This window comes from Huintestinicola butyrica (assembly GCF_025567215.1).
Lineage (GTDB): Bacteria > Bacillota > Clostridia > Oscillospirales > Ruminococcaceae > Huintestinicola > Huintestinicola butyrica.
Map to the genome: position 1 here is coordinate 59,599 of NZ_JAOQKB010000003.1, position 19,735 is coordinate 79,333.

At 47.8% G+C, this 19,735-nt stretch carries 14 protein-coding genes; 10 read left to right on the forward strand and 4 right to left on the reverse strand.

What is annotated here, in order from left to right:
- Nucleotides 1-124: 124 nt before the first annotated feature.
- Genes OCV68_RS04415 through OCV68_RS04425 form a run of 3 tightly spaced genes read left to right on the forward strand, consistent with a single transcriptional unit; the run spans nucleotide 125 to nucleotide 2,570 of the window.
- Entirely contained in the window at nucleotides 125-838 is a 714-nt protein-coding gene (locus OCV68_RS04415; RefSeq protein ID WP_022474048.1) for a hypothetical protein, read from the forward strand.
- Nucleotides 835-2,322: a PH domain-containing protein gene (locus OCV68_RS04420; protein ID WP_262571033.1), complete on the forward strand. Its 1,488-nt coding sequence runs from the start codon at nucleotides 835-837 to the stop codon at nucleotides 2,320-2,322. Before OCV68_RS04415 ends, OCV68_RS04420 begins: the two co-directional genes overlap by 4 nt.
- Nucleotides 2,319-2,570 (forward strand): DUF6171 family protein, encoded by a 252-nt coding sequence (locus OCV68_RS04425; RefSeq protein ID WP_262571035.1) that lies wholly within the window; start codon nucleotides 2,319-2,321, stop codon nucleotides 2,568-2,570. Before OCV68_RS04420 ends, OCV68_RS04425 begins: the two co-directional genes overlap by 4 nt.
- Before the next feature lie 53 nt (nucleotides 2,571-2,623).
- On the opposite strand, the gene OCV68_RS04430 is transcribed toward OCV68_RS04425, so the two are convergent.
- On the reverse strand, nucleotides 2,624-3,286 hold the full coding sequence (locus OCV68_RS04430; RefSeq protein WP_022474045.1) for a DUF2975 domain-containing protein: 663 nt from the start codon (nucleotides 3,284-3,286) through the stop codon (nucleotides 2,624-2,626).
- Nucleotides 3,287-3,540: 254 nt separating this feature from the next.
- Here OCV68_RS04430 and OCV68_RS04435 point away from each other — a divergent pair, with 254 nt between their 5' ends.
- From OCV68_RS04435 to glgA, 5 genes are all read left to right on the forward strand, one after another.
- Complete coding sequence (locus OCV68_RS04435; protein ID WP_262571037.1) at nucleotides 3,541-5,886, forward strand: SpoIIE family protein phosphatase; 2,346 nt, start codon at nucleotides 3,541-3,543, stop codon at nucleotides 5,884-5,886.
- A gap of 225 nt (nucleotides 5,887-6,111) precedes the next feature.
- Complete coding sequence (glgB, locus tag OCV68_RS04440; RefSeq protein ID WP_262571039.1) at nucleotides 6,112-8,310, forward strand: 1,4-alpha-glucan branching protein GlgB; 2,199 nt, start codon at nucleotides 6,112-6,114, stop codon at nucleotides 8,308-8,310.
- 35 nt (nucleotides 8,311-8,345) lie between these two features.
- Nucleotides 8,346-9,554: a glucose-1-phosphate adenylyltransferase gene (locus OCV68_RS04445; protein WP_262571041.1), complete on the forward strand. Its 1,209-nt coding sequence runs from the start codon at nucleotides 8,346-8,348 to the stop codon at nucleotides 9,552-9,554.
- Nucleotides 9,555-9,583: 29 nt separating this feature from the next.
- Nucleotides 9,584-10,708 (forward strand): glucose-1-phosphate adenylyltransferase subunit GlgD, encoded by a 1,125-nt coding sequence (gene glgD, locus OCV68_RS04450; protein ID WP_262571043.1) that lies wholly within the window; start codon nucleotides 9,584-9,586, stop codon nucleotides 10,706-10,708.
- A gap of 74 nt (nucleotides 10,709-10,782) precedes the next feature.
- The gene (gene glgA, locus OCV68_RS04455) at nucleotides 10,783-12,204 is read left to right on the forward strand and encodes a glycogen synthase GlgA (RefSeq protein ID WP_147622908.1); all 1,422 of its coding nucleotides are present in this window, start codon (nucleotides 10,783-10,785) and stop codon (nucleotides 12,202-12,204) included.
- Between the two features lie 458 nt (nucleotides 12,205-12,662).
- On the opposite strand, the gene OCV68_RS04460 is transcribed toward glgA, so the two are convergent.
- Together OCV68_RS04460 and OCV68_RS04465 are read right to left on the reverse strand one after the other, a co-directional pair.
- The gene (locus OCV68_RS04460) at nucleotides 12,663-12,950 is read right to left on the reverse strand and encodes a hypothetical protein (protein ID WP_262571045.1); all 288 of its coding nucleotides are present in this window, start codon (nucleotides 12,948-12,950) and stop codon (nucleotides 12,663-12,665) included.
- A gap of 108 nt (nucleotides 12,951-13,058) precedes the next feature.
- Nucleotides 13,059-14,666: a hypothetical protein gene (locus OCV68_RS04465; protein WP_262571047.1), complete on the reverse strand. Its 1,608-nt coding sequence runs from the start codon at nucleotides 14,664-14,666 to the stop codon at nucleotides 13,059-13,061.
- Nucleotides 14,667-15,006: 340 nt separating this feature from the next.
- Here OCV68_RS04465 and OCV68_RS04470 point away from each other — a divergent pair, with 340 nt between their 5' ends.
- On the forward strand, nucleotides 15,007-16,011 hold the full coding sequence (locus OCV68_RS04470) for a 2-hydroxyacid dehydrogenase (RefSeq protein ID WP_262571049.1): 1,005 nt from the start codon (nucleotides 15,007-15,009) through the stop codon (nucleotides 16,009-16,011).
- A gap of 143 nt (nucleotides 16,012-16,154) precedes the next feature.
- Here OCV68_RS04470 and OCV68_RS04475 read toward each other — a convergent pair whose 3' ends face one another.
- On the reverse strand, nucleotides 16,155-16,598 hold the full coding sequence (locus OCV68_RS04475) for a hypothetical protein (protein ID WP_262571050.1): 444 nt from the start codon (nucleotides 16,596-16,598) through the stop codon (nucleotides 16,155-16,157).
- A 296-nt stretch (nucleotides 16,599-16,894) separates the two neighbouring features.
- On the opposite strand from OCV68_RS04475, the gene OCV68_RS04480 reads away from it, so the two are divergent.
- Nucleotides 16,895-19,411, forward strand: a complete 2,517-nt coding sequence (locus OCV68_RS04480; protein WP_262571052.1) for a hybrid sensor histidine kinase/response regulator — start codon at nucleotides 16,895-16,897, stop codon at nucleotides 19,409-19,411.
- Nucleotides 19,412-19,735: the final 324 nt, after the last annotated feature.

Below are 19,735 nucleotides of genomic sequence, written 5' to 3' on the forward strand. Positions count from 1 at the left end.
CGACCGTTCATGCTACACCTTTTTTCATAATAGCATTGATTTAAAAAGATAAATATGGTATAATAACGTCAGCACCGCACATATCCTTGTGGTGCTGACTATTTTTTTGCAAAGGAGCGGTAAGATGACAAAACAATATACCTCAGACCCCAAGGGACGAAAATTTTTATCAGCTGCCGCTTTCCTGCTGACTTTGGTCATCATCTTTGCCCTTAATATACTCAGGCAATATGTCAAAGAAAAATTTCCACAGTATCTACCCGATACCACCAGCCTCCCCGAAAAGCTCATAATCGTGCTGATGATAATTTTTGCGGCGATATATGTGGTGTTTATCGTTATTTTCCTGCCAATGTGGTACAAAACCATACGGTACATTATGAAGGATAACGAGATAATTTCATGCAGCGGTCTTATATCCAAGACCTACAGGATAATGAAGCTCTCTGCCATTCAGCACGCTTCAAGGATATCCCTGCCCTTTTCAAAATACACCTGCTTTAATTTTATTTCGCTGAACGCCCTGGGCGGCTCCATGCTGCTGATGTTCCTCTCCGCCGGGGACTGCCGTGAGATACTGGATATATTTGAGCGCTCTATCACTGCAAAAAAAGAGCCGAAAGCTAAGACACAGCCCACTCCCAAGGGGAAATATTCCCTTTCCCAGTCGGACGGCTCTGCCGATTATGTTTATACCGACAATTCCTCTCTTTTAAGCTCCGAGGAGATATCGGACGTGCTTGACGGCTACAGCAGCTTCAGGCAGCTGAGCTTTGACGATATCCCCGACTCGCAGCTCACATTCACCGACACGGACAGCGGGGAGGACAGAAAGTGAAAAGACAGCACCCTCTCGCCATCATAGGATACACCTCAAAGAACTTCTGGCTGCTGCTTATCCCTCTCATACGTGGTCTCGTGGCGCTGAAATTCGACTTCTACAACTGGGCATCGGGCGCACAGTGGGATATTCTGGCTGTAACGGTAATGATAGCCGCCGCATATATGAGGTGGTACTGCACCTCATATGAAGTGACCGACGATTCCGTGCATATAAAAACGGGAGTTATCGTCCGCCGTGACACGTATATCCCCTTTAAGTGCATAAGCGCCGTTACCAGCGAAGAAAACCCCATTTACGGCAAATTCGGGGCGATACGGCTTTATATCGACACCGACGCTGTTACAGGCAGCCGCAAGCAGGCGGACGTAAACATAATGACCGACCGCATGACCAGAGCGCAGCTTTTCAATCTTCTTTCCGCCGCCTTTACCGAGGACGAGCCTAAAAAGATAAATTACACCTACAAGGTGTCCAAGCGGAGCCTTGTGGCGTTTTCATTCCTGTTCTCATCAGCACTGTCGGGCGTTGCCCTGCTGATAACCGCCTTTTCGGGAAGTACGGACATCATCGGCGACCAGCTGGAAAGAGATTTCCTCACCGTGGTCAATGACCTTTCGGACGTTGTGGCAAGCCGGCTGGGACGGCTCATCAAGGGCATCTCCCCTGCGGGCATAGCCGTTTCAATAATCATCGGCGTGGGCTTTCTCATATCCTTTGCGGAAAATATCCTGCGGCACATAAACTTCACCGCAGGGCGCAGGGGAAAGTGCATAATCATCTCCGCAGGACTTATCGTCAAGCGAATGTACTGCATCAACAGCCGCAGGGTGAACATCGCCGATATGCGCCAGAACCTGCTGATGAAATTCTTCGGCATAACCTCGGTACACGTAAACTGCACAGGCTACGGCAAGCGTAAGAACGAGTTTCCCGTGTTCGTGCCCATATGCTCAATCAGGCGTATAAACGACGGAAAAAGCGTGCGTAAGCTTTCCAGCGTCATGGAAATGCTGCTGCCCGATTTCTCGGGGGCGGAAAGCTACATCAACCCCAGAACCACCTATATAATGCGATTTATAATGCCCCCTGCGCTGGCGGTCTATGGCATACTGCTGTTGGGAATGGTGCTTATGATAATGTTTCCACACTGGTACAGCCTGATATGGTTTATGTCTATACTGCTTGAGATACCCGCAATATGGCTTGTATTCGTAAAAGCCTGCGCATACTGCACCAACGGCATAAACATCACCGACAAGAGCGTGTGCGCAAAATACAGCGTGTGGTACTCATTCCACACCATCACCGTTCCTCTGGAGCGTGTGGCGGAGATACGCATTACTCAGACGATTTTCCAGCGCATGAACAGATCCTGCGATGTGATAATATACACAAACTCCGAGTACATAGGCAGCCACAGGATAACAGGTCTGCCCATAACGGAAGTACAGGAGCTTATCAGGGAGAGATTCAAATGAGACCATTCTGCAAAAAATGCTTTTTCAGCGAGCTTGACCCGGGCGGCGTTTATAACGAGATAAAGGACATGATAGCAGCTCTGCCCGAGGAAAAGCGGGCAGACGATGACACATACCGCCATCGGCTGGACATCTGCGGCAGCTGCGAAAGTCTGGGCAGCGGCATATGCGGAAAATGCGGCTGCTTTGTGGAGCTGAGAGCCGCAAAAAAAGATATGTACTGCCCAAGTGAAGATAAGAAATGGTAAACAAAAAAATCCCGATGCAAGCGCATCGGGATCTTCGTTTTTATGCAGTTTTATCAGATGGTGAGGTCGTGGGAAGCATACTGCTGTGCAAGGCCCTCGCTGATAACGGTATAAGTAGAATCTACCTGAACGTTACCGATAAGCATTCCTGCAAAGAATGCAAGGATAACTGCTGCAACAAGTGCAACAATGGGGATATCCATGATAGTCACCGCAGACTCACTGAATGTATTGTCCTTCAGGGACTTATTGAGGATTCGGCAAACAACGATAAGAACAGCTGTTATAACAATGATTGCTGCAAGTATCACCAGATACTGACCGTAGCTTGTGGTGCGGTAGATCATGTGAGGATCATCGGGCTTGTAATAGATGGAATATCTCTGACCAAGCTCCGCATCGCCGTTGAGCACGATGCCTGTAGCATATACCTCCTGGTCATATGCCATGTACTTGCCGTCAACAACTACCTGAGTTCCGATGTAATCAAAGTGATCTTCATCGGTAATATCATATACCTTTGATACGAAAAGGTCGGTGTTGAGCCTTGTTTCAAGGTCACTTCCCGAAGTTGCCATCCAAGTCTTTGAAGTAACACTGTTAAGCTTTGCGTAGCGTGAAAGACCCATTTCCACGTAGAATGTAGCAATGCCCAGCAGAAGTGCGGCTACACACATAAGTATGCACGCAACATAATAGCGCTTTTTGATTTTCAATCTGCATTCCTCCCGTTTATTCTCTTGCCGTATCCTGACAAAACAGTCACAGAATCACAGCATTTTTATATAATAAATTATACCATCTTAATTTTATTTTGTCAAGTATATTTGTATATTATTAACGAACCGTAATGAGTATCCTAATTCGTGCATATTTCCACGTTTCGAGCTTTTTCTTATATCCTTTTTATTATAATTGTTATCACAACATTCTTCGGAACAAAAGATAAACAAAAGAAAGGACGATACTCATGCAGACAAAAACACTATCACCATCGGAAGTACAGACAAATCAGCCTCGGGTACATACAGCGCCGAATATATGCGCAGTCATCGCCTCGGCGGCGGCAGGCTTTCTTATCACCAACGTAAAAATAGGGGGAACGCTGTCACCGTTCCTCACCTCGCTCATATCGGCACTCACGCCGCTGTACGGCACAGCGGCGCTTTTCGGCGGTATATGCTCGGCACTTGTCACGGGGTCGGTGTGGAAGTGCATCGCAGAGCTTTCGGCGGCAGTCCTCACTGTCATTTACTGCAAGATTTTCAGCAGGCAGAAGGGCAGCAGAATAAAAGCCATTGCTGCAGGACTTATCTACTTCATATGCGCCAGTGCGGTAAGCGCAGGCAGCGGTGACTGGGTGCTTTTTGCCGCAGTTTTTTTCAGAGGACTTATGTGCTCCGCTGCCTCATATTGTATGTGCGAGACAAAAAGGCTTGCACGGAGAGGGTGCAGTGACAATGGGAATGCCAAAATGAACAGCGTATTCTATGCGGGCATCGTTTATATGATAATCATTGCCGCCCTTTGCTCAAAAACGGTGTGGATAATCAACGCAGGCCGCATTGCCGCAGGCTTCTGCACCGCTGCCGCCGCAAGGAAGTTCGGAGTAAGGGGAGGAGGGGCTGTGGGAGTTCTCTCCGCCTCGGCTTTTCTTCTGGCGGAGCAGTCCCTTGGTCGGTGCGGAGCAATGCTTGCCTTTGCAGGGCTTGCTTCGGGACTATATCACATCAGGGGCAAATATGCGGTGAACATCTGCTTTATCTGCTCGGCATTCGGCATAACCGCAGCGGCGGGAATGCCCTCGGGCACGCCCGAATTTATTGCGGACATGGGCATAGCCGCCGCCCTGTACTGCCTTATCCCCGAAAGGCTTTATATGCCAAAGCTCAACGGCATATGCTCCGTCAGGTCAAAGGGGGAGGATATCCGTTCGGACAGGCTTGGCTTTGCGGCGCAGGTGCTTGAGGAGGTGGGAAACGATGTGGAAACAGCTTCGGATATGCTCAGCAGATGCACGGAGGCTCCCGATGAAAAGATCAGCGATATTGTCAGGAGCACCGTATGCGGCAAATACTGCTCTCAGCGCAAGTGTACGGCGGTTTTCTGCGCTGTGTCGGACAAAACTGCCGATGATTGCTTCAAGGCCGCTGAAGCTCTGGCGGAGAGCAAGGGTTCGGTTACTTGCGGCGAGCTGCCGACGGGCTTCGACGGCTGCCGTGCGAAAGCTCAGGTCGCTTATGCCTGCACTCATGCAATGGAGCTCAGAGCGCTGCAGAGCCGAAAGAGCGCATTCGTGCGGAGATTTTTAGAGGGCGCTTCCGAGCAGCTTTCCGCCTCCTGCGGTATAATAATGTCAATGGCGGAGGAGCTTGACCCACGCTTTAAAGAGGATTTCTCCCTTTCCGAATCAGCCGCAAGGATACTGGCGGACTGCGGCATAGAAGCAAAGTCGGTGAGCGTTGCCTTTGACAGCGACCTGCACCCATTTGCGGAAGCATACATATGCCGTGAGAAAAAGATCCCCGAGCCTGACATGGCGGAGATGACCGAGCGCCTTGGTCTGCTTTTGGGATATGAGCTTTCAAAGCCTGCCATAATATGCTGCGGCGAGGGCGATAAGCGCATCATGCGGATACGCTGGCGCACGGAAGCAAGCTATACCCCCGACTGCCGCATACTTGCCTTTGCAGCCGAAAGCGGCGTGAGCGGCGACAGCCACGGCTGCTTTGAGGACGGCAGGGGCAATTACTACATTATTCTGGCGGACGGCATGGGCAAGGGCGCAAGAGCTGCGGCGGAAAGCAGCATGGCGGTGAATATGCTGAGGCGGCTCATTCTTTCGGGAACAGGGCTGGAAAGCGCTATAAGAACGCTTAACGTGTTAATGACCGCAGCCTCCCCCGATGAGACCTTTACCACTGCGGATATTATGGAAATAAACCTGTACAGCGGCGCCACAAGGCTCATCAAAATGGGTGCAGCCCCCACTGTAGTTATGCTGAGGGACGGGGAAACAGCCTACACAGAGGTGTATTCCGACTGCTCCGCTCCCCTTGGCATAATCGCTTCCGCCAAGATAACCGAGGAGCATTTCACCCTTGACAGCCGCTCACGGCTGGTAATGACCACCGACGGCATAGGCCCCGAGCATATGGGCTATATAACCGCTCTTCTGGAAAATGAAACTCTCACCTGCGAGCAGATATGCGACAAGATAATGGCAGCATCGGACGAAAATGAGCTGTCATCGGAAGAAAAAATGCGCCGCAGGGACGACAAGACCGTTGCTGCTGTAAGACTTTACAAAATATAAACATTTTTATTTTAATGCCGATTTTGAAACTGTTGAAATCTGTTGTGAATATATACAAGGCGCTTGTAAAAAATACGTGAGATTTGTAAAACTTTTACAATACCCCTTGTAATTTAATGCACAATCTGTTAAAATATTTATATACGAAAGCTTGGAAAAGTGTGCAAATTCACCGCATACCGTTTCCATGTGTATTTTGTACCAAAAGGTGGGTTTTATATAGAGATGAACGACAACAAAAATACTGTAGAAAACTACGAATTTCCGCTGTTTGTGTTCCATGAGGGAAACAACTGCGAAGCTTTTAACTTTTTCGGTGCCCATAAGGCGGTAAAGGACGGCGTGGAGGGCGCATATTTCAGAGTATGGGCTCCCAAGGCAAAGTCCGTTTCACTTATCGGCGATTTCAACGGCTGGGACAGGTCAAAAAATCCCATGTACCGTCTGGACGACCCCACCGTGTGGGAAGTGTTCGTTGAGGGCGTGGAGGATTATTTCACCTACAAGTACAGCGTGGAGACCTCTCACTACAGCATCGTTGAAAAGGCAGACCCCTACGGCTGCCATATGGAGCTGCGCCCCAACACTGCGTCAAAGTTCTTTGATATTGATAATTACCAGTGGCACGACCAGAAATGGTATCAGCAGAAGGCTAAGACCAACGTTTATAAAAGCCCCATGAACATCTACGAGGCTCACCTCGGCTCATGGAGGCAGTATAAGGACGGCTCTCCCTTCGATTATATCAAGTTCGCACATGAAATGTCCGACTACCTCAAGGAAATGGGCTACACCCACCTTGAGCTTATGCCTCTGGCGGAATATCCCTTTGACGGCTCATGGGGATATCAGGTAATTGGCTATTATGCCCCCACCTCCCGCTATGGTACTCCCGCTCAGTTCATGGAAATGATAGACATTTTCCATCAGAACGGCATTTCCGTTATCCTCGACTGGGTACCTGCCCACTTTCCAAAGGATTCCGCAGGTCTTTTCGAGTTTGACGGCGACTGCTGCTATGAATATTCCGATCCTCTGAAAAAGGAGCACGCCGCATGGGGAACAAGAGTTTTCGACTACGGCAAGGGCGAGGTACGCTCGTTCCTTATTTCAAACGCTATATACTGGATAGAAAAATTCCATCTGGACGGTCTCAGAGTTGACGCTGTTGCTTCAATGCTCTACCTTGACTACGACAGACGTGAATGGCGTCCCAACAAGAACGGCGGCCACGAAAATCTTGAGGCTATCGAGTTTTTGCAGAAGCTCAACACTGTTGTGTTTGCAAGAAATCCCGATGTGCTCATGATCGCTGAGGAGTCCACCGCATGGCCTATGGTAACAAAGCCTGCCGATATCGGCGGCCTTGGCTTCAACTTCAAGTGGAACATGGGCTGGATGAACGATACGCTGGACTATATGCGCACCGACCCCATCTACCGTGCGGGCAACCACGGAAAGCTTACATTCTCTTTCTTCTACGCTTTCAGCGAGAACTACATACTGCCTATCTCACACGATGAGGTAGTTCACGGAAAGGCATCGCTGTTCAGCAAAATGAGCTCCGGCACGATGGAGGGCAAATTTGCTTCCATGAGGGCGTTCATCGCATATATGTACGCTCACCCCGGAAAGAAGCTCAACTTCATGGGAACAGAGCTTGCACAGGTCATCGAGTGGAACTATGAAGAGGAACTCGACTGGCTGCTGCTGGGCTTTGAGACCCACCTTAAAATGCACGAATTCTTCAAGGATATAAATCACCTCTATCTGGAGTCGAAGCCCCTGTGGCACGATGACGATTCATGGGACGGATTCAAGTGGATATGTGCGGACGATTACACCCAGAGTGTTATCTCTTTCCGCAGGATAAGCACATCCGAACAAGGTAAGCATGATGAGATCATCGTTGTCTGCAACTTCGTTCCCGTAACACGCACCGATTACAAGATCGGCGTTCCTTACGAGGGCACATATGAGCAGATACTCTCCACAGACGACCTGAAATACGGCGGCTCGGGCGAGGTGGATAACGGCAGGATCAAAGCGGAGGAATATTCCATGCACGGCTATGATTACTCCATATCCCTGACGATTCCGGGACTTTCCGCAATGTACTTCAGATATGTACCGCCCAAGAAGCGTGCAAAGAAGTCCGACACTGTTATCGACGTGACCGAGACCGCTGAGGTCAAGACACGCAAGACAGCCAAGGCTCCCGCAAAGAAGAAGCCTTCAGCGAAGGCAACTTCTGCGAAGGCTGCTTCGGCAAAGGCTGCCGCAACAGAGGAAACATCTTCTGAGAATACATCAGCAAAAACTGCGGAAAAGTCCGAAAATACAGCATCAACAGCAAAAACAACTTCGGCATCGACTGCTCCCAAGAAGGCAAGCAAGTCCAAGACCGAAAAGACTGCCAAATAAGCAGGCAGTATATATCGAAAGGAAGGATTTTCAAGATGTACACTAAAAAAGAATGCGTCGCAATGCTTCTGGCAGGCGGACAGGGCAGCCGTTTGTATGCCCTCACTCAGGATATGGCAAAGCCTGCCGTTCCATACGGAGGAAAATACAGGATCATCGATTTTCCTCTTTCCAACTGCGTAAACTCAGGTATTGATACAGTAGGTGTCCTCACCCAGTATCAGCCTCTCGTACTTAATGACTACATCGGCAACGGTCAGCCCTGGGACCTTGATAAGCAGTACGGCGGCGCTCACTGCCTGCCTCCTTATCAGACCGCTCTGGGCGCTGAGTGGTACAAGGGTACTGCAAACGCTATCTACCAGAACATTGCTTTCGTTGACAGATACAACCCCGAGTATGTTGTGGTTCTTTCAGGCGACCACATCTACAAAATGGACTATAACGAGATGCTCAGCTATCACAAGGAAAAGAACGCTGCTGCTACCATCGCCGTTCTGGACGTTCCCATGGAGGAAGCTTCCCGTTTCGGCATCATGATAACCGATGACGACGGAAACATCGTTGACTTCGAGGAGAAGCCCAAGCACCCCCGTTCCACCCTTGCTTCCATGGGTATCTACATCTTCACATGGAGCAAGCTGAAGCAGTACCTTATCGACAACGAGAACAACCCCGATGAAGATAAGGACTTCGGTAAGGCTATTATCCCCAACATGATGAACGCAGGCGAAAAGCTTGTTGCTTACACCTTTGACGGCTACTGGAAGGACGTTGGAACCCTTGATTCCCTGTGGGAAGCAAACATGGACCTCCTCAATCCCAATATCCCCATCGACCTTTACGATCCTGACTGGAAGATGTACTCCAGAAACCCCGTTCTTCCTCCTCAGTACATAGGCGAGAACGCAAATGTTGAGAACTCCATGATCGCAGAGGGCTGCATCATCGACGGCAACATCGACTTCTCCGTAATCTACGAGGGCGTTACCATCGAAAAGGGCGCAACCGTAACAGATTCAATCATCATGCCCGGCTCCGTTATCAAGGAGGGCGCAACTGTAGAGTACGCTATCGTAGGCGAAAATTCCATTATCGAAAAGGGCGCACACATCGGCGCTCGTCCCGAAACCGTTGAAAACCGAGACGACTGGGGCATTGCCGTTATCGGCAACAAGATCACGATCGCTGAAAATCAGGTCGTAGGTCCCAAGCAGATGGTTCCCGATATCAAGAAGAAGTAAGAGTTTTCACGGAAGGAAGGTTATTTCAAATGAGCTTAAATAAAAAAATCCTTGGCATAATCTTTGCCAATATGCACGAGAACGTAGTTCCCGAACTTACAAGACAGAGAACAATGGGTTCCGTTATGTTCGGCGGACGCTACAGACTTATCGACTTCACCCTCTCTAACATGGCTAATTCAGGCGTTGATGAGGTTGGTATCATCACAAAGTCCAACTACCAGTCACTGCTCGACCACCTGGGCAGCGGCCGTGAGTGGGATATGGCAAGAAAGAACGGCGGACTTCACCTGCTGCCTCCTTTCAGCAACCTGACCAGCGGTATGTACAGAGGACGTCTTGAGGCTCTCTACGGCATTTCCGATTTCATCAAGTGCTCCGACGCAGACTATGTTATCATGTCCGACTGCGACGTTGTAACAAGCCTTGACTACAACAAGGTATTTGACGCTCACATCAAGAGCGGCGCCGATATCACTGCTGTTTATTCCACCGCAAACCTTGACCTTGAGGCTGCTGAGCACAGCAACATTCTTGGCATCGACGAAACAGGAAGAGTAAACAACGTTCTTATCGACCCCCAGATCAGCGGCGAGTGCAACGTTTGCCTGAATACATACATCATCTCCAAGGATCTGCTCATGAACATGGTAGCCGACGGTGCTGCAAAGGGCATCTACAGCTTTGCAAAGAGCATTCTCCAGGCAAGATGCAATGATTACAAGATCATGGCTTATAAGCACGAGGGCTACTTCTCCAAGATCACTGATATCAAGTCCTATTACAATGCTAATATGGCTCTTCTTGATACCGACAAGAGACAGAAGCTGTTCCCCGACAATGCTCCTATTTACACCAAGGTAAGAGATAATCCTCCCGCAAAGTTCGCTATCGGCGCAAAGGTAAAGAACTCCCTTATCGCTGACGGCTGCATCATCGAGGGTACTGTTGAGAACTCTATCCTGTTCAGAGGCGCAAAGGTAGGCAAGGGCTCTGTTGTTAAGGACAGCATCATCATGCAGGATACCGTTATCGGCAAGAACTGCGTTGTTGACTGCGTTATCACAGATAAGATCGTTAAGATCACCGACCGCAAGATACTTACAGGCTCTGCAAACTACCCCATCTACATCGGCAAGGGTGCTGAGATCTGATAAAAACTGACCGATCGGCTTGCCTTGGGATATGCTCAGGGCAGGCCGATTTTTATGAAAGGAAACCACACCATATGAGAATACTTTATACAGCTTCGGAGGCTCTTCCATATGCAGCTTCGGGCGGACTTGCCGATGTTGCAGGCTCACTTCCTGCGGCTCTGTGCAAGGCAGGCCATGACTGCCGTGTAGTTCTGCCCCTTTATAAAAGCATAAAGCCCGAGCTTCGCAAGGACCTGAGATTCCTTATGAACTTCACCGTTGACGTTGGCTGGAGAAAGCAGTACTGCGGCGTTTTCGAGGGTCATGCAAACAACGTGACATATTATCTGCTGGATAACGAATATTACTATGCAAGAGACGGCCTTTACGGCTTCTATGACGACTGCGAGCGCTTTGTTTTCCTCTCCCGTGCGGTAATGGAGCTTATCAGGCACATCGACTGGAAGCCTCAGATAATAAACTGCAACGACTGGCAGACCGCCCTTGTTCCAGTTTATTATCAGACCTACTACAAATATCAGCACGGCTATGAGGATATCAAGACCGTGTTCACTATCCACAATATCCAGTATCAGGGCAAGTACGGCATGGACGTACTCAACGAGGTAATGGGCATTCCCATGTACCATGCAAATCTGCTGGAATATGACGGCTGCATCAATATGATGAAGGGCGCTTTCGAGACAGCGGATAAGATAACCACCGTTTCCCCCAGCTATGCTTGGGAGATACTTGACCCATGGTACGCTCACGGCCTTGACCGTGCCCTTGCAAACAAGCAGTATAAGCTCTGCGGCTTCCTTAACGGCATAGACACAAAGCTCTATGACCCCGAAAAGGATCCCCTGATCCCCGCTCACTTCTCCGCCGATGATATCTCAGGCAAGGAAAAGTGCAAGGAAGCTCTTGAAAAGGAGCTGAAGCTTGCAAAGAACGGCGAGCCTATCATCGGAATTGTTACAAGATTTGTTTCCCACAAGGGAATCGACCTTATCAAGTACGTTTTCGAGGAAATGGTGAATATGGGCTGCCGCTTTGCTATCCTGGGTTCGGGCGAGAAGATATTCGAGGATTTCTTCAAGGAAATGGCATGGCGCTATCCCGACAGAGTAAGTGCCACCATCGGCTTCGTTCCCGACCTCGCCCGCCGCATATATGCAGGTGCGGATATGTTCCTGATGCCCTCACAGAGTGAGCCTTGCGGACTGGCACAGATGATATCCATGCGCTACGGAACTATACCCATTGTCCGTGAAACAGGCGGACTTAGGGACAGCGTAAGAGACGCAGGCGGTGAAAACGGCAACGGATTCACATTCAAGACCTATAACGCTCACGATATGCTCAACGCCGTATGCAGAGCATATGAATACTACAAGAACAAGCCTGCCTGGGCAAAGCTTGTTTCCGATGCAATGAAAAATGACTTCAGCTGGGACAGCTCCGCAAAGCTCTATATCGGGCTTTACAAAGAGCTTGCCGGGGAGGAATAATAAAAGTGGCTGCTGCACGAGATGCAGCAGCCTTTTTTAGTAAGCGTTAAAGCAAGGAATTTGCTGATTTATCCGTACCTGCGCCTTACGGCGGAAACCAAAATCGTCGTTCCTGACGGAACGGCTCTTGGTTTCAAGCCGCCTGCATGAAATTGTTTCTGATTTGTTCGAAATGAAACTTTTATTTTGCTTGATTTTAAATTTACAGTGCAGGCGGCTTTGGAAATTTATAATTTGTCGGCTTTGGGTTTTATCATTTTAGCCGCTCGCAAATGGATTTCGTCCTCTGCGGAGGACGACCAGATGGCTCTGCCCTCAGTGGACTTCCCAAACCCTTTGCCTTGTGCTTATTTGTGCGGATTTCTTTATCCTCTCCCGCACTGCATTATAATAAAGAAATGGCTGCCACAGCTAAATACTGCGGCAGCCCATTTTTATGCCCTTATCCAATCCTCATATCACTTATCTTTTTTATCCCTGATATATTTCCTCAGCAGGAAAAAGGGAAGCGCTGTAACGCTGATGTCCGACAGGCACAGCAGCACCAGCCATTTGCAGGGCGAAAGCACGCCTGCCAGAATACAGAAAACAAATGCCATGCCCGGAAATCCCGATACGTGCTTCCCACTTTTGCGGCTTTGTATAGGAGCAACAACATATGTCAGTATCCAAAAGAACAAAGCAACTGCCCACGAGAATACAGGAAAGCCCCATACAGTAAAAAATTCAATCATCTGTCTGCTCATATTATCCCCCATTACAATGTCATACTTTAAAGAAAAGCCATAGTATCTCTGAAATTGCATCAGAAATACTATGGCTTAAATTTTTTAAGTCGTATTATTCAAGCAAAATTACTTGAGAACTATGAGGTAAGGACCGCCCTGGTCAACTGTGAATGTGCAGGAACCGTTGGACTGAACCTTGGTCTTGTAAACAGCCTTGAGAGACCTGCTGTCGGGGTTGTAGCGGTAAACTACAGCTGTGAGATCAGCACGCTTCTTGTTGAACTTAACTGTTACGCTTGCAGTGGTTCCGAAGTCATTGAAGCTTGTGGAAACACCAATCTGAGCCTTGGAAACAGCACCGTTGGAAGCCTTCTTAACGAGGGAAGCGGGGATGTAGTCAATGTTGTACTCAGTGTAGATGGTAACGTCCTGAGGAGTATCAACGTTCTTGCCGTTAACAGTCCACTTAACACCGTTGTCGAGAACGAATGTTACGCTTACGTTTCTGCCGTCAAGTGCGTCAAATACTCTCTTGTCAACAACGGAGCAGCCGTTCATATCAACCTTGATGTTAGCGCCCTTCTTAGCATTGTTGATGTACTTAACAATGGTCTTCCAGCCTGCATAGTTCTTGTTGCCGTAGAGGTAAGGCTCGCCGTCCTCAGCTGCATCGGTCTTGCTTGTGGAAGTAGAAGTGGAGAAAGGATCCTTTCTGAACATGAGGTAAGGATCGGTAAGATAGCCGTAGCCATAGTTATAGCCGTAGCCGTAGTTGTAGTTCTTGCCGTAGTAGTTGTAAGGAACATAGGAAATATCTACGCCGAGAGCGGTTCCGCCTGCTTCAATAGCTGCGTCAAGGCTGCCGTAGTAGGTTCCGTTGTAGTAGTAATAGTACTTAACGTTGCCTGTGCTGCCAACGGGAGCATAGTAGATATCAATGCCGAGAGCAGTTCCGCCTGCTGCGATAGCTGCATCGAGAGAAGGATATGCAACGCCGTTGTAGTAGTATCTGTAGATGGAGCTTGCGTTTCCGTCATAAGCGCCGCCAACGTAGGTTACGAAGGAGCTGTTGTTGTTGGAAGCTGCAAGAGCTGCCTCATAAGTGTTGTAGCACTTACCTGTGTATGTGCTGTAGTAATAGCCACGGCCGTAAGCACTGTTGCCAACATATGTTACATAAGCAGAGTTGCCGTTGGAAGCTGCAAGAGCTGCGCTGTATGTAGAATAGTACTGACGTGTGTAAGAGCTGTAGTAATAGCCGTAGTAGCTGTTGCCGTAGTAGTTAGCAACATAAGATACATAAGTGCTGTTGTTGTTGGAAGCAGCGAGAGCCTCGGAATAGGTTCTGTAGTACTTATTTGTGTAGGAGCTGTAGTAAGCACCGGTAGCGCTGGGGTAGTTGCCGTAATATGTGCCGATGTAAACAACGTGAGGATTCTCTATGCCTGCGTCCTCAGCTGCCTTCTTTGTATCGTAGTACTTGTTGGGGAATCTGGGGTCAATGTACTTTTCGGTAGCACCGGCGGGAACTCTGCTTGTAGGAACGGCTTCGTAAGTTCCTGCTACGCCTGATGCAGTATCAGCATCTACAGGGTAGGAATAGTAAACGCCGTTGTAGTAATAATAATATCCACCATTATTTTCAATAGCAGAAGCATTGAACGCAAACATCTGAGAAGCCATCAGGGCTGCGCATGCAATAGAAGCGATGGACTTAGTCAATTTCTTGCTCATTGTAAAATCTCCTTTGTTTATTTATTTTTTCATACGGAACAAATATCGGGTTTGTATTATAAGGTTAGTACAGCTTTGGTATTGCTCCCTATTTGTCTTTATTATAACATATATTTTCCCAAATGCCAATAGTAATTACAACAAAATTTATTACAGTTTAATTACATAATATCAACAAAAAAACAACGTACCGACTGAATAAAAAATCACGAGGAACAAATACTATGATTTGTGAAATATGAACCGCATAAAAATATACCGATTTGGTATATTGACAAATCCTTGGAAGTATAGTATAATAAAATCATACAATAACAGTATATTTTATAAGGAGGCCTATATGGAAACTATTGCTTTTTATGACACCAAGCCCTATGACAAGGACAGCTTCGACCGCCACAACAACGGCAGATACAAGCTCCGCTACTTTGAAGATAAGCTCACCTGTGATACCGCCGCACTGGCAAAGGGTTGCAAAGCCGTATGCGCCTTTGTGAATGATAATATCGACAGATACGTTATCGACGCACTGAACGAGATCGGTGTGGAGCTGGTGCTACTGCGCTGCGCAGGCTATAACAACGTTGACCTGAAATATGCCGCAGGCAGGATAAGAGTGCTGAGAGTTCCCGCCTACTCCCCTTACGCCGTTGCCGAGCACGCAATGGCGCTGATACTGCTCCTTAACCGCAAGATACACAAATCATACCTGCGCACAAGAGACTATAATTTCAGCATAAACGGTCTTACAGGCTTTGACCTTCACGGCAAGACCGCAGGCATCATAGGCACAGGAAAAATAGGTCAGGTTTTCGGAGATATATGCAAGGGCTTCGGAATGGATATCCTAGCATATGACCCTTACCCCTCGGAAGGATTTGCGGCAAAGGGCGCAAAATATGTAAGCCCCGAAGAGCTTTTTGAAAAGAGCGACATCATCTCTCTCCACTGCCCGCTGACACATGATACAAAGTACATCGTGAACGAAAACTCATTGAAGCTTATGAAGCCCTCCGCATTCGTCATAAACACTTCAAGAGGAAAGCTTATCGACAGCCACGCACTTCTTACCGCACTGCGTGAAAAGCGTATCGCAGCAGCGGGACTGGACGTTTACGAGGAAGAGGCGGACGTTTTCTACGAGGACCGTTCGGGAGATATCATAGACGACGAAACACTTTCGCTGCTGGTATCAATGCCGAATGTAATAATCACATCACATCAGGCGTTCCTGACAGCGGAAGCGCTCAGTGCTATTGCAACAACAACGCTTTCCAATGCGGATAATTTCTTTGCGGGAAATGCCGCAGAAAACGGACTTTTTGCAAATGAGGTAACAAAATAACAAACGTAATAACCAAAGGTGCTGCTGCAAAACCGCAATAGCACCTTTGGTTTACCAAGTCTAACAGGAAGCCCGAAGTGTCCCTTACCTTCCGCCTGCACTCAGTCTGCTTTTCCATATCCTCAGGGAAATGGTCGGCAATGTCAAGCATACCCATAATGCCGTTTATGGGGGGTTCTGATATCGTGGCTCATACGGCGCAAAAACTCGGTCTTGGCAGCATTTGCCTGCTCAGCCTCACGGGCAGAGTCGATTATCTTCTGCTGATATTCTATCTCCTTGTTTTTCTGCTCGGTGATGTCCCTGACAGTGAATAAAAGTATCTTCTTGGGGATAAGCACATAAATATTGTATTTTCCCAATACAACCCTGCTGCCGTCCGTGATGATAACAGTGCCATCCATTGCCACCTGATAGCCCACAAGCATATTTTCGGGAGTTATCTTCTTATCGCCCGTCTCTGCATCCTTGCCGAAGCACACCACAAAGCCCTTGCCGTCAAAACGCCTTACTGCGCCGAAGTTGAAGCTGATATCCCCGTTCATTCCGCTTATCTCACGGATAATATCCTCCGTGGGGATACTCATGCCCGCACTCTGCACCACATTAAGCTCATTGTCAAGGAACAGTATGCCGTCTATCCTCTGGTCTTATATTTTTCCAACGCAATGCTAAGCCCATCAGATGTGCTTTTTGTAAACTAATTATAAAATCTTAACTTTAGGTTATATTTATAAAACACAATGTTACCTATTATTCACAAAAAATTTTTGACATCTGTTAAAAGGCAACTTGCAAAGATGATATAATAAAATGAACAAATCCAACAGGGCAAAATCACGGATTTTTCATCGTAAACACAAATTACAAGCAGGGCAAATATATGGATAGATTTCATGAAGTGACTAAAAAACGAATATGGAACGATAATCTCAGAACTCTTATCACTCTGGCAGTGGTTTTTGTGCTTGTGCTGGTAAGTATGCTGGGCACATATAAGGTGCTGCTCATAAATTTACGCAAGATGGGGCATGAGCTTATACAAAGCTATGCTTCCGACGAGGAGCGGAGCATTGCCGTTTACAACACCATCATAAAAATGGGTATGTCGTCTATGGAAAGCTCGGAGGAAAGCGGCTCCCCTGAGGAAATAAGCATAAAAATGCAGGATTTCTTCAAAAAGGCTGCAGATGCCTCAGGCAATCCTGACCTGCAGTGCTTTGCTATCATAAAGGGCAGGCTCGTATCCACCGAGCCTATAGAGGGACTGGATAAGTACGACTTTGAAAATACAGGCTGGTACCGCAATGTACTGGCTGCTGACGGTCAGGTAATATTCACGGACATCAATGACGAAAGCGGAGCAAAGTTCACCGTTGCCGCAGCAGGCGAACCCGATACTGACTGCGCAGTGTTTATAAATCTCAGAAAGCAGGACTTTATATCCGAACACAGCGGACTGAACCTTCCCGAAAAAGGCGCATATTACCTTTTTGATACAGACGGTCATCTGCTTTATTACACTGCCCCCTTTGAGGTAGATGAAGCTTCTATTGAGAAATATGCCATGGGGCTGTGCGCCGATATACATAACGGAAAAATATCCAACGAAGGCGATGATATCATCGACCTGAACGGCGAGGTAAGGGGAATATACTATAACCAAGTCAATAACGGCTGGCTGTGCATAATGACTATCCCCCACTCTGTTCTGCTGACAGGCTTCAACAATATAATCATTATCTATGTTTCGGTATTTGCCGTATTCATGCTCATAATAATATTTATGTTCGTGCATGATATACATATGGGCCGAACCATAATCCACACCGGTGCCATAATCCGTGCCCTGTGCAACACCTATTATGCAATTTACCGCATTGACCTGAAAAAAGGCACGTATGATATGATAAAAGGCTCCGACGAGATGCAGAAGCTTATCCCACGAAAAGGCGAATTCAATGCAATGATGGACGGCTTTGCATCTGTAGTAGATGAAGATACGGCGGCGGAAATGCGCTCCTCATTCTCCCTTGAACACCTGAGAGAGCTGGCTTCCAAGCAGATAAAGGATTTCGGCGGCGATTTTCTCAGAAAGATGAACGGCGATGACAAGTGGGTAAATATGGCATTTATCATTGATGAGTCGCTGACAAAGGACGAGGGCATACTGGTATTCCGCCAGATAGATACGGAAAAACAGCAGCAGATACGCCACACAAAGCTGCTGGAAAGCGCCCTTGCCTCCGCAGATGCCAGCGAGAAATCACAGAAATATTTCTTCTCCAAAATGAGCCACGAAATGCGCACGCCCCTTAACATAATTCTCGGCATGAACGAGCTTGCCATGAGCCCCGACTGCCCTGAAAATAAGCGGCTGGATTATCTGAAAAAGATAGAATATTCAGGCAAGGATATGCTGGGACTTATCAATAACATTCTGGAAATATCCCGAATAGAGGACGGTCTGATGCCCATTGACCGCAAGGTGATAAACCTGCGTGAGGAATTTACAAACATCGTGCAGCCGTTCCGTGAGCAGGCTGTAGCACAGGGAAAACGCTGCGAGATAAAGATCGACATCTCAAAGGACATGGTAATGGGCGACGTGCTGAAGCTGTCCCAGATAATGAACAATCTGCTTTCAAACGCAGTCCGCTTTACACGAAGCGGAGACAGCATAACCGTAACCATGCGTCAGGCAGCTCCGGACAGCAGCAACTACATTTTCACCGTGGAAGACACGGGAATAGGAATGTCCGAAGCGTTCCTGCCGAAGCTTTTCACCCCATATTCTCAGGAAAACAGATTCGGCAACCGCTCCGAAACAGGCGGCGGTCTGGGAATGGCGATAGTAAAGAGCCTTGTTACCCAGAAGGGCGGTCAGATAGATGTTTCCAGCACCGCAGGCAAGGGAACCAAAGTGGTAGTAACGCTTCCCTTTGCGCCTGTCCCCACAGAAGAAACGGCAGTTCAGGCAAATGACGACTGCATAAAGAACCTTAATATGCTGGTGGTAGATGACAATGAGCTTAACCGTGAGCTTATGTCCGACCTGCTCACAGAACACGGCGTAAAGGTAACGCCTGCCTGCGACGGCAAGGAAGCGCTGGAGATATTCAAGCGCTCGGAGCTTTTCAGCTGCGATGTTATCATAATGGATATGCAGATGCCCGTAATGGACGGCTGTGCTTCGGCAGCGGCTATCAGAGCACTTGACAGACCCGATGCAAATTGGGTAATAATAATCGCCCTCACGGCAAATTCATTTTCGGAGGACGTTATAAGAACGGTAAAGGCAGGAATGAATGCACATCTGGCAAAGCCAGCGGATATGAAAGTATTGCAGGAGACTATAAAGAAGCTGCTTTCCGAGCGTTCCGGCGGTATAATGCAGTAAAAATAAAACAAAAAATCAAAACGCCCCTGACAGTAACTAAGTCAGTGGCGTTTTACGTTAAGACCCGCACAAATAAGCACAAAGGTAAAGGGTTTATAAACTACGTTTACCTACGAAATCCGTTTGCAAGCAACTTTGATAAAATATTAGCGACTGACGAAAAAGACTAACGTATAACGGACAATATAGCCAATTCCAACCGCAGAGCCAAGCAAAACAAACAGCAGATACTCGATATAACCCGTAAAATCCAATAATAAGGCAAAGGACATTCTTATAAAATTGCTCTCAAATTAACCAAAAAACAGCAAATAAAAGAACGGA